The 14,351-nt window shown below is 39.8% G+C and carries 14 protein-coding genes; 9 read left to right on the top strand and 5 right to left on the bottom strand.

All coding sequences use genetic code 11. The annotated features are described in order from the left end of the window. Window positions 1–8 precede the first annotated feature (8 nt). On the bottom strand, window positions 9–194 hold the full coding sequence (locus KHA99_RS05920) for a YlaF family protein (protein ID WP_213116471.1): 186 nt from the start codon (window positions 192–194) through the stop codon (window positions 9–11). Between the two features lie 143 nt (window positions 195–337). Between KHA99_RS05920 and typA the strand changes: the two genes are divergently transcribed. From typA to KHA99_RS05905, 3 genes are read left to right on the top strand one after another with little or no spacing between them, the layout of a single operon-like run. Next, window positions 338–2,176 (top strand): translational GTPase TypA, encoded by a 1,839-nt coding sequence (gene typA / locus KHA99_RS05915; RefSeq protein WP_213116470.1) that lies wholly within the window; start codon window positions 338–340, stop codon window positions 2,174–2,176. Window positions 2,177–2,195: 19 nt separating this feature from the next. Further along, complete coding sequence (locus tag KHA99_RS05910) at window positions 2,196–2,501, top strand: YlaH-like family protein (protein ID WP_213116469.1); 306 nt, start codon at window positions 2,196–2,198, stop codon at window positions 2,499–2,501. A gap of 12 nt (window positions 2,502–2,513) precedes the next feature. After that, entirely contained in the window at window positions 2,514–2,807 is a 294-nt protein-coding gene (locus KHA99_RS05905; protein WP_213116468.1) for a hypothetical protein, read from the top strand. A gap of 31 nt (window positions 2,808–2,838) precedes the next feature. On the opposite strand, the gene KHA99_RS05900 is transcribed toward KHA99_RS05905, so the two are convergent. Next, a complete protein-coding gene (locus tag KHA99_RS05900) occupies window positions 2,839–3,039 on the bottom strand; it encodes a YlaI family protein (RefSeq protein ID WP_213116467.1) in 201 nt (66 codons plus the stop codon). Window positions 3,040–3,197: 158 nt separating this feature from the next. On the opposite strand from KHA99_RS05900, the gene KHA99_RS05895 reads away from it, so the two are divergent. Further along, the gene (locus tag KHA99_RS05895; RefSeq protein ID WP_213116466.1) at window positions 3,198–3,653 is read left to right on the top strand and encodes a pyridoxamine 5'-phosphate oxidase family protein; all 456 of its coding nucleotides are present in this window, start codon (window positions 3,198–3,200) and stop codon (window positions 3,651–3,653) included. 20 nt (window positions 3,654–3,673) lie between these two features. Here the strand turns inward: KHA99_RS05895 and KHA99_RS05890 are convergent, their stop codons facing one another. Continuing rightward, on the bottom strand, window positions 3,674–4,264 hold the full coding sequence (locus KHA99_RS05890; protein ID WP_213116465.1) for a YhcN/YlaJ family sporulation lipoprotein: 591 nt from the start codon (window positions 4,262–4,264) through the stop codon (window positions 3,674–3,676). 208 nt (window positions 4,265–4,472) lie between these two features. Here KHA99_RS05890 and KHA99_RS05885 point away from each other — a divergent pair, with 208 nt between their 5' ends. Beyond that, window positions 4,473–5,801: a PhoH family protein gene (locus KHA99_RS05885; protein ID WP_213116464.1), complete on the top strand. Its 1,329-nt coding sequence runs from the start codon at window positions 4,473–4,475 to the stop codon at window positions 5,799–5,801. Between the two features lie 25 nt (window positions 5,802–5,826). Here KHA99_RS05885 and KHA99_RS05880 read toward each other — a convergent pair whose 3' ends face one another. Then, window positions 5,827–6,324 carry a peptidyl-prolyl cis-trans isomerase gene (locus KHA99_RS05880; RefSeq protein WP_213116463.1) on the bottom strand — a complete coding sequence of 166 codons (498 nt, stop codon included), beginning with the start codon at window positions 6,322–6,324 and terminating at the stop codon, window positions 5,827–5,829. A gap of 277 nt (window positions 6,325–6,601) precedes the next feature. Between KHA99_RS05880 and KHA99_RS05875 the strand changes: the two genes are divergently transcribed. From KHA99_RS05875 to pyc, 3 genes are all read left to right on the top strand, one after another. After that, complete coding sequence (locus tag KHA99_RS05875) at window positions 6,602–6,883, top strand: Fpa/YlaN family protein (RefSeq protein WP_213116462.1); 282 nt, start codon at window positions 6,602–6,604, stop codon at window positions 6,881–6,883. A gap of 192 nt (window positions 6,884–7,075) precedes the next feature. Continuing rightward, window positions 7,076–8,278 (top strand): putative lipid II flippase FtsW, encoded by a 1,203-nt coding sequence (gene ftsW, locus KHA99_RS05870; RefSeq protein ID WP_213116461.1) that lies wholly within the window; start codon window positions 7,076–7,078, stop codon window positions 8,276–8,278. A 63-nt stretch (window positions 8,279–8,341) separates the two neighbouring features. Beyond that, window positions 8,342–11,785 carry a pyruvate carboxylase gene (pyc, locus tag KHA99_RS05865; protein WP_213116460.1) on the top strand — a complete coding sequence of 1,148 codons (3,444 nt, stop codon included), beginning with the start codon at window positions 8,342–8,344 and terminating at the stop codon, window positions 11,783–11,785. 34 nt (window positions 11,786–11,819) lie between these two features. On the opposite strand, the gene KHA99_RS05860 is transcribed toward pyc, so the two are convergent. Beyond that, a complete protein-coding gene (locus KHA99_RS05860; RefSeq protein WP_213116459.1) occupies window positions 11,820–12,728 on the bottom strand; it encodes a COX15/CtaA family protein in 909 nt (302 codons plus the stop codon). A 678-nt stretch (window positions 12,729–13,406) separates the two neighbouring features. On the opposite strand from KHA99_RS05860, the gene cyoE reads away from it, so the two are divergent. Continuing rightward, window positions 13,407–14,333 (top strand): heme o synthase, encoded by a 927-nt coding sequence (gene cyoE / locus KHA99_RS05855; RefSeq protein WP_213116458.1) that lies wholly within the window; start codon window positions 13,407–13,409, stop codon window positions 14,331–14,333. The last annotated feature ends 18 nt before the right edge of the window (window positions 14,334–14,351 follow it).

The following is a 14,351-nucleotide window of genomic DNA, read 5'->3' as shown; positions in this document are numbered from 1 at the left end:
GTTTTCATTTATAATGTTCCGTTTTCGCGCATTTTCTTTTTTGTTTTAAAACCAAGTCCCATTATAACGACAACAGCAATAATACATCCTAATATTCCTAGCAGGCTCTTTTCGGCTATTGCAATACCTATTCCCATAATGCTTGCTGCGGTAAGGATTGCATAAATGAGGAACGGCCATTTCACTTCTTTCATGATTTTTACCCCTTTATCAAAACTTTATTTTTCATTTACAAAAAAATACTTTTAGGTTTCCACTTCTATTATGGTATAATGTTTTAGTTGTAAATGAAACTATAAATAGATTTTACCCGAAAATAGTCAGGAGTGGAACTTCTTTGAAAAAAAGAGATAATATAAGAAACATTGCGATTATTGCACACGTTGACCACGGAAAAACCACCTTGGTGGACCAGTTATTAAAACAGGCAGGAACGTTCCGTTCAAATGAGCATGTTGAGGAACGAGCTATGGATTCCAATGATTTGGAAAGAGAGCGCGGCATTACAATCCTTGCCAAAAATACTGCTATTCAATATAAAGATACGAGAATTAACATCCTGGATACTCCCGGACACGCTGACTTCGGCGGGGAAGTAGAGCGGATTATGAGAATGGTCGATGGTGTTCTGCTCGTGGTGGACGCCTATGAAGGCACTATGCCGCAAACAAGATTTGTGTTAAAAAAGGCGTTGGAACAAAATCTGACTCCAATCGTTGTCGTGAATAAAATCGACCGTGACTTTGCTCGACCAGCCGAGGTTGTAGATGAAGTTATTGACTTGTTCATCGAATTGGATGCCAATGAGGAGCAATTAGAATTCCCTGTCATTTATGCATCAGGCATCAATGGAACAGCAAGTTTGACTCCAGACAAACAGGATGAAAACATGCAGTCATTATATGAAGCCATTATTGAACACATTCCTGCTCCAATCGATAACAAGGATGAACCCCTGCAATTTCAGGTAGCCCTTCTAGATTACAGTGACTATGTTGGAAGAATTGGGATTGGCCGGGTCTTCCGCGGAACGATGAAGGTTGGACAACAGGTTGCTTTAATGAAGCTTGATGGCTCAGTCAAACAGTTCAGAGTAACGAAAATTTTTGGTTTCTTTGGATTAAAGCGCGAGGAAGTTCAAGAAGCGGTTGCCGGTGACTTAGTGGCTGTTTCTGGTATGGAAGATATTAATGTCGGGGAAACCGTCTGTCCAGTAGAAAATCAAGAAGCCCTGCCGGTGCTAAGGATTGATGAACCGACCCTGCAGATGACCTTTGCAGTCAATAACAGCCCATTTGCCGGCCGTGAAGGCAAATATTTAACATCCAGAAAGATTGAGGAAAGACTTCAAGCTCAATTGCAAACAGACGTCAGCTTACGTGTTGAAAATACGGATTCACCGGATGCCTGGATTGTTTCCGGACGCGGAGAACTGCATTTGTCCATCTTAATTGAAAACATGCGCCGTGAAGGATATGAGCTTCAAGTATCCAAACCAGAAGTTATTGTTAAGGAAATTGATGGAGTACGCTGTGAGCCAATCGAGAGGGTACAAATTGATGTTCCTGAGGAGCATACAGGTTCTGTCATGGAATCTCTTGGAGCTCGCAAAGGTGAAATGCTTGATATGATTAATAATGGAACAGGTCAGGTTCGGCTAATATTTAATGTTCCTGCCCGCGGCTTAATTGGCTACACAACAGAATTTTTGACGCTGACTAGAGGGTACGGAATCATCAATCATACATTTGACAGCTACCAGCCAATGGCTACGGGTCAGGTTGGCGGAAGAAGACAAGGTGTTCTTGTCTCAATGGAGTCTGGTAAAGCATCGACTTATGGTATAATGCAAGTGGAAGACCGCGGAACCATTTTTGTTGAGCCGGGAACGGAAATTTACGAAGGAATGATCGTAGGGGAACATACCCGAGAAAATGACCTTACAGTTAATATTACGAAGGTTAAGCAGGCAACAAACGTTCGTTCTGCTAATAAAGATCAGACTTCTGTTATTAAAAAACCTCGTCTCTTGACCTTGGAGGAATCATTGGAGTATTTAAACGATGATGAATTTTGTGAAGTCACTCCACAATCAATCCGCTTGCGGAAGAAAATTTTAGATAAAAACGAACGGGAACGTTTGGCTAAAAAGAAAAAATATGCTGAAATGAGTTAATAAAAGGAGTGCAATTTAAATGGAAGGATTCTCCCCCACTCTAAGATTTTTCATGCAGCTTACAGATGTTAAAACGGCTGTTTGGCTACAGTTTATATATATCGTGATTTTAGCTGTCGTTGTTTATAAATTAGGATATGCGAAGAAGCTGCCTCTTTTAAAAAACGTGGTCATTTATACCTGTCTCGTAATTGGATGCTTAGTTTTGCTGATCCTTTCTTATGCATTGCCAGTAGCCGAAGCGTTAGCTGTATCTGCGCTAATCTTAATAATATATAAAATCCGCCTGCATCAATCGAAAAAGCAGCAGTCAGAAGCAAAGTAATGGGGGGATACGATGAATTCCGTTCAGGATGTTTTATATAATTGGCTTACCATAAAAGTAGTTAGTGATGCCCGTCCGGAAGATACGGCTGCGATAGATACCCTAAAGCATTTCGAACGAATGCTTAAGGATGAATACCTTATTAGCAATGTTGAAATTACGCACGATGAAATGATGTATTATGTTGCCTATCAGCAGGGTGAAGATAGTAAGAAAACACGCTTCCCACGGGAATTAATTGAAGTTATGCTGGATCAAATCAGTAGAGAACCAGAGAAATACGAAAACTTTCCTATTGCAGATTAAAAAAAGAGGCTGACCCGAAAAGTCAGCCTCTTTACCATTCATCCCTATCTGATTTTGGCCTGAGAAAACGGAAATTTCCGGTTTCCAGCCGGTCGTTCGTTTTTTTCGCTATACGTTCCTGACATGGATCGCACATATATGTATGGATTGGACGATTTCTTAAGCGTTTTGCCTCTGGAGATTCGTCATCAATCGTTTCAATTTTATCACAAAGCACGCATTTAACTCTCATTTTGCACCTCTTTATATTTCTTGGTTACTACTTATTATACTATAGTATCAAGGCTGTCTGTAGGGGAACTGTGTATTAGTTGAAGAAAAAAAGAGATAGTAGTAATATGGGAATATCTGTTTTAAGACAGCATGAAGAAAAGGGAGTTGAAAATAGAAATGGTCAATCAAGTCGAACCAAAATTAATTAAACCATTATATGAGGAATTGCAAAAAGAAAGATTTGTTACGCTGGCTACCGTTGATTATGAAACAGGTGGACCAAATGTCAGTGCAATATCCTGGGTACTTGCAAAAGATGAAAATATCATCTATTTTGCGGTTGATAACCGTTCCAGAATCATCGAAAATATAAATAAAAATAATCATGTCGTGATTAATATAATTGCTAATGAGTCTACATACTCCATCCAGGGAGAAGCTAATTTAAAAGAAGAAAGACTGAAAGATGTTCCGTTAAAACTGGCCCTTATTGAAGTGAAAATTAAGGAAGTAAGGGATGTCATGTTTTATGGCTCTAAAATTGTTCAGGAAGTCCAATATGACAAAACCTATGATAAAAATGCCGCTGAAAGATTGGACAGGCAGGTCATGGATGCAATAAGAAAAGCTTAGCCTACAGCTAAGCTTTTTTCTCATTTATGATAATTAGACTGTTTTTCCTGCTCTTTTTCAAGCTGGTTTTCTTGTTTTGCAGGGAGCTTTTTATCGGGTTCTTCCGTTGCATTTTTCGGATTAGGGGTTATTAAATCTCCAGGTATTTCCGGCATTAACCTCCCGGCAACGTCAGCCAGCTCCTCCATAATCCCTTGGATTGGACGCCCATTGTTTATATCTGCCTGAATTTCTTTGAGCCGCTCAGTGGTATCGGCATCTGCTACAACGATGGCATTGGCACCATAGCGGTCCTTTTTGAGGCTTTCTGCCACGGAATATTTTATAGTCCCCACCTGAGAACGGTCAATTTTGGCATTTACATCGATTCCAACGATTGCGTAACGCCCTATTACCACGGCAGTTGCATCATTTACATTCGGTACACTTGTCGCCAGCTCCACCAACCGCTTTGATATTTCCTGACCCGTTTTTCGGTCTACACTTTCTATGTAGCTATTTTTTACATTTACTAATTTATTTTGTTGATTTTTTGCTGTCTCGTTTTTTTGATTCGTATTACATCCCGTTAATAATAAGAAAATGGCAGCTGTCACTAAAATCTTCTTCATAAAAAACCCTCCCAAAAAGCTAATTAAAAGACTGGGAAAATTCACATGAGATTCTCTTTGATATGAAGGTCCCAACTAACAATTATTGTGCGGAACACCTTCTATCTTTATTCCAATAAACATATATTTTACCAAAGTCCAACCGGCAAAATGGCATGTATAGTAACGTTACACTTTCCTTACACCAAGTAAAGCAGGAGGCGTCGCTTTGAGTAAAATATACGTGTTAGATACAAACGTCTTATTACAAGACCCGTATTCCATTTTTTCCTTTCAAGATAATGAAGTAGTTATTCCTGCAGTCGTACTCGAAGAAGTGGACTCAAAGAAAAGGTACATGGATGAAATTGGTAGAAACGCTAGGCATGTATCAAGATTAATTGATGGTCTCAGAGCCTCGGGAAAGCTCCATGAAAGAATCCCGCTCGAAAATGGGGGAACCATCAGAATTGAGCTAAATCACCGATCATTTCATGAGCTTCAAGATATTTTTGTTGAAAAAACGAATGATAATAGAATTCTTGCGGTTGCAAAGAATTTGTTTTTAGAGGAACAAACAAAGGAGAATGGGAAACCTGTTATTCTAGTCAGCAAGGATGCATTAGTAAGAGTAAAAGCGGATGCCATCGGTCTATCTGCAGAGGATTTTCTAAATGACAGGGTGGTGGAAGTTGATTCTTTATATACGGGATTTCTTGAGGTCTATATCCCAAAAGACCTGTTAAACCGTTATTATGAGAAAGGAGAACTTCTACTATCAGAAATTACGAATTATACCTTTTATCCAAACCAATTTCTGATATTAAAGGATGCCCTCGGCAGCTCGGCCTCGGCGATTGGGATGGTTAATATAACGGCCAAGAAGGTCAAGAAGCTAGCGCTGAACCAAGAACATGTTTGGGGAATTCATTCGCGGAATGTACAGCAAACAATGGCAATCGAATTGTTGCTGCGAAAAGATATCCCGCTAGTAACTTTAATCGGCAAAGCAGGAACAGGAAAAACCTTGCTGGCATTAGCCGCTGGACTTATGCAGACAGAAGATTTTCACGAATATAAAAAACTGCTCGTAGCCCGGCCGATTGTTCCTGTCGGCAAGGATTTAGGCTTTTTGCCAGGTGAAAAACAGGAAAAGCTGCGGCCGTGGATGCAGCCAATTTATGATAATTTGGAATTTCTGTTTAATACAAAAAAACCTGGGGAACTGGATGCAATCTTAGCTGGTATGGGATCCATTGAGGTGGAGGCACTAACTTATATTCGGGGAAGGAGTCTTCCTAAGCAATTTATTATTATCGATGAGGCGCAGAATCTGACCAAACATGAAGTGAAAACGATTATAACCAGGGTTGGAGAGGACAGTAAGATAGTTTTAATGGGGGATCCGGAGCAGATTGATCATCCATATCTTGATGCTTATAATAACGGTTTAACCTATGTCGTGGAGAAATTTAAAAATCAAGTCATTTCCGGTCATGTGAAACTATTAAAAGGGGAAAGGTCGGGATTGGCACGACTGGCCGCGGATTTATTGTAAGTAAAAACGGGCAAGATTGCCCGTCCTATTTTACGATAAAACTTGTTACTTTTTTAATAGGGTTTTGCTGGTTTGAGCCGTCCCCAAAATAAACGTGAACAGGACCATCAGCGGATAGCTGCTTGCCTTTATCTGAGAAGCCCAAAATCAGTTCATAGGCCTCATTTAAAGGCAGCTCATAATTATCATCTTCTGTTTCAATTACAAGCGCTCTGGCAGTGCTTTCCGGCTCGGAATTTTTCAGAAATGGTTTAAACAGAATTCCAAAGGTTCCGGTTAGCATCTTTTGTTTTTCATATATGCGCTCTGTTTTTAATGTCGGAGGGAAGACGGCTCCTTCCATAATTTCACGGTCCCAGTGCTTTGACACGGCTTTTGTATATGCTTCCGTAGAATCGGTATTATCTTTTTCAGTTGAAAAATGAGTAGTTAAATCAAGCCGGCGATCATCGAAAATCCAAACACTTGGGTCAAGTGTGATTGGATATTTTACTTTACCTGTAATATTGATAATGCGTTCCATTGTCAATCCTCCTTTTTAGCTAATAAGAAAGCATAAAATTTCCCTAAATTTTATGCCTTCTTAACGCATAAATTCAACTACGCCTCTGTCTTCGTCCTAACGGACTCGCCAATCGGCGAGTTTCCATTTACATTACTAAGTATAGCCTTTTTCTGCTCGAAAGTCATAATTATTCAATCGAGCGGCAGCTAAGCCTCATTGTTCTTGCAATTTTCCGCTGCAAAAGGTAAAATTTATAGATAAGTTGAATATTCGCTCTGAAATGGGGGGATCAATGTTGGCGTCTGAAATGATCGTGAATCACCAGGAAAAAGCTTTTGCCTTATTGCAGGCAGACGCTGAAAAAATATTAAAGCTTATCAAAGTGCAAATGGACAATCTCACGATGCCTCAATGCCCTCTTTATGAAGAGGTGTTGGATACTCAAATGTTTGGCCTATCTAGAGAAATAGACTTTGCGGTAAGATTGGGCTTAATAGATAGCAAGGATGGGAAAGCGATTTTAGATCAATTGGAACGAGAACTATCTGTGCTTCACGATGCATCCATAAAAAAATAACGCAAAAGGACTCAAACAATGCTTGCGATTGTTTGAGTTTTTTGTTATATATAGAGTTAATATTTTTTACCTCACTTTTCTGAATTTTCTCTATTAAAATCTTGTAACAAATAATTGTTTCATCAAGTCATAACATGAAATTTCGATTATAATAGAATGATATAAACCTAAATTGAAAATGAGGATGTAAGCATGGTAAAGAAAATATTGAAATCATATGATTATTCCCTAATCATTACCATTATACTTTTATGTACTTTTGGATTAATCATGATCTATAGCTCCAGCATGGCTTGGGCCGTCCAAAGGTATGATGTGCCAAGTGATTATTTTTATCAAAAGCAAAAAATGTGGCTGCTATTGTTTGCTTGCATCTTCCTTTTTACAGCTATCATTCCGTATAAAATTATGAAGTTTACGCAAGTAATGGTATTTATTGTTCTGACCTCCCTTATCACTTTATTGGGACTTTTCGTATTTGGTACTGTCGCAGGTGGTGCACAAAGCTGGTATCAGATTGGTGGTTTTAAATTTCAGCCTTCTGAATTTGTGAAACTGGCTATTATCATTTATTTGGCAGCTGTTTATTCGAAGAAGCAGGATTATATAAACCAATTTAACAAAGGGGTACTTCCTCCAATTTTCTTTCTTTTTATTGTTTGTGTATTAATTGCTCTTCAGCCTGATTACGGCACAGCGAGCATCATTGCGCTCATTGCCGGCATGGTCATTTTTAGTTCTGGAATGAATTATAAAACGATCGGGAAACTGCTTGTGATGGCTTTAATCATTATCCTGCCTCTTTTTATTGCGGCTAAGGGTTTTATCTTTTCTGAAAAACGGCTTGAACGATTCTCATCTTGGGGTGATCCGTTTGCTGATGCCCAAAACGCTGGATTTCACCTTGCAAATTCCTTTATTGCAATAGGACAGGGCGGAATAAATGGTTTGGGGCTAGGTAAAAGCATTCAAAAGCTAGGCTATTTGCCGGAATCTCATACTGACTTTATTATGGCGGTAATTGCCGAAGAATTAGGAATCTGGGGTGTAGGCTTTGTCATTCTGTTACTAGCTTATATTGTTTTGCGTGGGATTTATATCGGCTTACAATGTAAGGACCCCTTCGGTAGTCTCCTTGCGATTGGGATTTCAAGTATGATTGGGATTCAAACCTTTATTAATCTTGGCGGGATATCTGGGGTTATTCCGTTAACAGGTGTTCCGCTGCCGTTCATCAGCTATGGAGGTTCCTCCTTGTTAATGCTGGCTGCGGCAATGGGAATCCTTGTGAACGTTTCTATGTTTGTTAAATATGAGAAAAAATATAAAACAAAAAAACAAACAGCTGATACTAAAGTGCAAAGCGGTAATGGAAAAGTTATTTATATGAAATAAAAATGAGGGGGCTGATTATCAGCCTCCCGCATTTTTAAAAATACATAGATTGAGGTGTTTTATGTGGCAAGACAAATAAATAAAATATTGGTTGCAAACCGTGGGGAAATTGCAATTAGGGTTTTTCGCGCCTGTACTGAACTGAATATTCGAACTGTTGCGATTTATTCTAAGGAGGATTCCGGCTCTTATCATCGCTATAAAGCAGATGAGGCATATTTAGTGGGCGAAGGGAAGAAACCAATTGATGCCTATCTAGATATTGAAGGAATCATTGGGATTGCTAAAAGAAGTGGTGCAGACGCCATTCATCCGGGCTATGGGTTTTTGTCGGAGAATATCCACTTTGCCAGACGCTGCGAGGAAGAAGGGATCGTGTTTATCGGTCCTGCTTCTAAACATTTAGATATGTTTGGCGATAAGGTAAAAGCCCGTTACCAGGCTGAACTGGCGGGAATACCAGTTATACCAGGGAGCGGTGGACCTGTTAACAGTGTTGAGGAAGTGCTGGAATTTGCCGAAGAACATAGCTTCCCAATCATCATCAAAGCAGCGCTTGGCGGCGGTGGACGAGGAATGAGAATTGTCAGAAGCCGCGAAGAAGTTCGTGAAGCATTTGAACGGGCTAAATCAGAAGCAAAGGCAGCCTTCGGAAACGATGATGTTTATCTGGAAAAATTAATTGAAAAACCAAAACATATTGAGGTTCAGATTATTGGAGATAAAGAAGGAAATATCGTTCATCTTTTTGACAGGGATTGCTCTGTCCAGCGGCGCCACCAAAAGGTGGTCGAGATTGCTCCAAGCGTCTCCCTTACTGCTGAGTTAAGAAAGCGGATTTGTGATGCGGCTGTAAAATTAATGAAAAATGTCAATTACATCAATGCAGGAACAGTGGAATTTCTAGTTTCGGAGAATGATTTTTATTTTATTGAGGTAAACCCCCGTGTTCAAGTGGAGCATACCATTACGGAAATGGTAACAGGTATCGATATTGTCCAGACACAGATTTTAGTTGCAGAAGGACATGAACTGCATGGGCCTTTAATTGGGATACCAGAACAAGAAAAGATTCTTTTATATGGATATGCTATTCAATCCAGGGTTACAACAGAAGACCCGTTAAATAACTTTATGCCTGATACCGGTAAAATTATGGCGTACCGCTCTGGCGGTGGTTTTGGCGTACGACTGGATGCCGGGAATGGATTTCAAGGCGCAGTCATTACTCCTTACTATGATTCTTTATTAGTGAAGCTTTCCACATGGGCATTGACGTTTGAACAGGCCGCTGCAAAAATGGTTCGTAATTTGCAGGAATTCAGGATAAGAGGAATCAAAACGAATATTCCATTTTTAGAAAACGTTGTGAAACACGAATTGTTCCTAAACGGCAAGTATGATACCTCCTTTATTGATACAACACCAGAGCTGTTTATTTTCCCAGTCCGTAAAGACAGGGGAACAAAAATGCTGTCCTATATCGGCACTGTCACAGTAAATGGTTTTCCGGGCGTGGAAAAAAAGAAAAGACCCGTTTTTTCTAAGCCGCGAATTCCTTCTCTGCCATATGATTTAGCATATAAAGAAGGGACTAAACAAATTTTAGAAAAGCAAGGAGCAGATGGCCTCGTCCAGTGGGTAAAAGACCAAAAGCAGGTGCTTTTAACTGACACAACTTTCCGAGATGCCCATCAATCATTGCTGGCAACACGGATGCGCACAACTGATATCGCTCATATCGCCGAACCGACAGCAAAGCTATTGCCGGAGCTATTTTCTTTTGAAATGTGGGGAGGAGCTACGTTTGACGTGGCCTACCGGTTCCTTAAGGAAGACCCTTGGGACCGACTCTTGAATCTTCGCGAAAAGATTCCGAATGTTCTGTTCCAAATGTTAATTCGCGGAGCAAATGCTGTTGGGTATAAAAACTATCCTGACAATTTGATCAGGGAATTTGTTACGCAATCGGCGTCGGCTGGGATAGATGTGTTTCGAATTTTTGACAGCTTAAACTGGATCAAGGGAATGGAAGTGGCTATCGACGCTGTAAGGCAGACCGGAAAGATCGCCGAAGCCTCCATTTGTTATACTGGGGATATATTGGACCCAACGAGAACGAAATACAATCTTGAATATTATAAAAACCTCGCCAAAGAGCTTGAAAATCAAGGTGCCCATATTCTTGGCATAAAGGATATGGCAGGCCTATTGAAGCCAGAAGCTGCTTACCGGCTGGTGTCAGAATTAAAAGCGACAATCGATATACCAATCCACCTTCATACTCATGATACTAGTGGTAATGGGATTTATACTTATGCCCGTGCAATCGATGGAGGTGTAGATATTGTCGATGTTGCCATGAGTACAATGGCAGGGTTAACATCCCAGCCGAGTGGTAACTCCCTTTATTACGCTTTAGAAGGCAATCAGCGAAAGCCTGATGTAAACATCGATGCTCTAGAAAAGCTATCCCATTATTGGGAGGATGTCCGCAAATATTATCAAGATTTTGAGTCCGGAATGATGTCGCCGCATTCGGAAATTTATCAGCATGAAATGCCAGGAGGACAATACAGCAACCTTCAGCAGCAGGCAAAGGCAGTCGGGCTTGGCGAGCGCTGGGATGAAGTTAAGGAAATGTACTCCCGTGTTAACCAAATGTTTGGCGATATTGTCAAGGTAACCCCATCCTCAAAGGTTGTTGGCGATATGGCGTTATTCATGGTGCAAAATGACTTAAATGAGGAAGACGTCATATTAAAAGGAAATTCGCTCGATTTCCCTGATTCAGTTGTTGAATTGTTTGAAGGTTATTTAGGTCAACCGCATGGCGGATTCCCTGAGGAGCTGCAGAAGGTGATTTTAAAGGGCAAGAAGCCTTTGGAAGTGCGACCTGGAGAACTGCTTGAACCAATTGATTTTAATTCGTTACAAGAAGAGCTTTATGAGGAATTGGGAAGACAGGTAACTGATTTTGAAATTATTTCGTATGCCCTTTATCCAAAGGTGTTTATGGAATATGCTAAAACAACAGAGCTGTATGGGGATATTTCCGTTCTTGATACTCCAACCTTCTTGTATGGAATGCGCTTGGGCGAAGAAATTGAAGTAGAAATCGAAACAGGAAAAACGCTCATTGTGAAACTAGTTTCGATTGGTCAGCCGCAGGCAGACGGGACAAGAGTCATATATTTTGAATTAAATGGCCAGCCTCGTGAAGTGGTTATAAAAGATGAGAGTATTAAAGCAAAGGTTGTCTCTAGACTTAAAGGGGATCCGAAAAATGAAAACCATATTTCCGCCTCGATGCCTGGAACAGTTATAAAAGTATTGGTAGAGAAGGGCGAAAAGGTCGAACGTGGTGATCATTTGATGATTACAGAAGCAATGAAGATGGAAACGACCGTTCAAGCACCATTTTCCGGAGTCGTAAAAGACATTTATGCATTAAACGGTGACTCTATCCAAACCAGTGACCTCTTGATTGAACTAGTTAAAGCGTAAGAAAAAGGCTGTCTCAACTCGAGACAGCCTTTTTTTATTGAAAGTTCCTTTTTGACCTTGAATATAAAAGGACAAAATAGCTTAAGAGACCAAATAAACAGGTAATAAAAAATGCATGCAGCAAGGCAATGTAAAGGTTTAGGCGGCTGAAAATGATAAATGCGCCTGCGGTTACTTGCAATGATACCAATATAAACGAAATAATCCAGCCCCAATACAGGACTCTCTGGTGCTTATAATGACGGACAGCGAGCACAGTAATGTAAAGGATCCAGAGAAAAATCAAGCCCGCGGCCGTTCGGTGGCCCATTTGCACCCACTCGTATAGATTGGTTGGAAGTCCGGGAGAATCGTTTAGACAAAATGGCCAATCCCTGCAGACTAGGCTTGATTTTGTATGACGGACAAGGGCGCCGGTGTAAATGACGATATAACTATAAATGGTAACGCCAATAATATGGAAACCCATCCGTTTATCAATGTAGAGTTTCTCAGCGGCGAACTTTTTATCGATTTCAAAAATGAGCAGCGTTAATAAGAAAACAGCCGCAAATGAAATAAGAGAAATACCGAAATGTAAAGCCAGGACGAAATCGGATTGTCCCCATTTTACTGCCGCAGCCCCAATTAACCCCTGGAGCAGCAGAAAGAAAAAAGACAGAAAGGAAAGAAATTTTGTTTCCCTTATATGTCCGATTGCCTTCCAAGACCAAACGGACAATATTAATACCATCATGCCGACAGCACCTGAAACAAGCCGGTGGGCAAGTTCAATAATAAGTTCCGGTGTAATGTCCGAAGGCAGAATTTTGCCGTGGCATAATGGCCAAGATCTGCCGCAGCCCATTCCTGAACCCGTTTTGGTAACGAGTGCCCCGCCGAGTAAAATAAGTATCATTCCAATGGTGGTGGCAACAGCCAACCACTTCAAAGAGCGTCGCAAAAAATTTCACCTCTAACTAAAGTTCAATAATTTGTCAAAAAAAAATCTTGACAGTATAATGGATAAAAAAAGAAGCAAGATTAAAAGTACTTATACATCATAACGAATTATCCAAAAAAAGAACAGAATTTCAGCCTAGTTTCTTAAAGGATTTTTTTTGGCTAATAAGAAAGTATAAACTTTCTTTCGAAAGCTTTATACTTTCTTAACGCATAAGTGCAACTACGCCTCTGTCTTCGCCCTTAGGGGCTCGCCAATCGGCGAGTTTTCTTTAAAAATGGATAATGTTAATTTATCACTATTATTATAGTGAAAAACGTTGAAACTTAAGGTGTAGTCTGTTAGAACTATAGAGGGATGAAATTTTCAAGAGGATCGACAGGGTTTGCATACGCAGTCTTAATTCAACAATCCTATGTTCTGCCTGTTGAAATAAATACATAAAAGACTTCTTTTTTATTTTTTTACAAAACTTTAATGGTCTGAACAATGGGAATATAAGAAGAAATTTTTTTTGGTCACAAATTAGTCAAAAATTATTCAAAAAAAGTTCACAAAAATTCTTGAAAGTGTGATTTAATATACAGAGAAAGTGTTATTAAAATCACGGTATACATAAAGAGGGTATGCTTCATCAAGTGATAAAGGTCAGTATTAAGAATCAGGAGGAGAAATTAAATGTCCAACTCAAAGGCTGCCATTGGAAATGGTGCAACAAGCCTGGATTCTGTTTCAGAAAAAACATCCGTTTGGAAAGACTTTATGGCCCTTATCAAAATTGGAATCGTTAATTCCAATCTGATCACTGTCTTTACAGGTCTTTGGCTTGCATTGCATTTTTCCGGCCTTAGCTTTTTGAATAATTTAGATATTGTCTTCTTTACAGTGGCGGGTTCAGCTTTAATCGTTGCTGGTTCCTGTGCAATAAACAATTACGTTGACCGGGATATCGATCACTTAATGGAAAGAACAAAATCTAGACCTACAGTTACCGGGAAAGTGGTGCCGGTAAAAGTTTTGGGGTTAGGTATTTTACTTATAGGACTGGGAACACTGTTTTTATTGTTTACAACGATAACTGCAACAGTAATAGGACTGCTTGGAGTTTTTAGTTATGTTTTCTTATATACACTATGGTCAAAAAGACAGCTTGTCTCTAATACCATCATTGGCAGTATTTCCGGGGCTGTACCACCGTTGATTGGCTGGGCTGCAGTAGATGCAAATCTTGATGTCATGGCATGGGCATTATTTGTTTTAATGTTTGTTTGGCAGCCGCCTCATTTCTATGCTTTGGCGATGAGAAGGGTGAAGGAGTATAAAGCTGCGAACATCCCAATGCTTCCGGTAGTAAAAGGGTTTAAAACCACAAAAATTCACATTGTACTCTGGGTTACAGCACTTTTGCCAATCCCATTTTTTCTTACTAAATTAGGAATCCCATTTCTAATTCTTGCCACCGTCTTAAATCTCGGCTGGCTGGCATTAGGGATTTATGGATATAAGATCAAAGATGACATAAAGTGGGCAAAACTAATGTTTGTTTACTCATTGCAATATTTGACTATTATTTTTGTGGCGATGGTTATAGTTACATTAATCTAGTTTTGCTGACGTATCTTT

The sequence above is a fragment of the Neobacillus rhizophilus genome, assembly GCF_018343535.1.
In the GTDB taxonomy this organism is placed as follows: Bacteria; Bacillota; Bacilli; order Bacillales; family Cytobacillaceae; genus Neobacillus; species Neobacillus rhizophilus.
The sequence above is the reverse complement of the archived record's forward strand: the minus strand, read 5'-3'. Positions and strand labels throughout refer to the sequence as shown.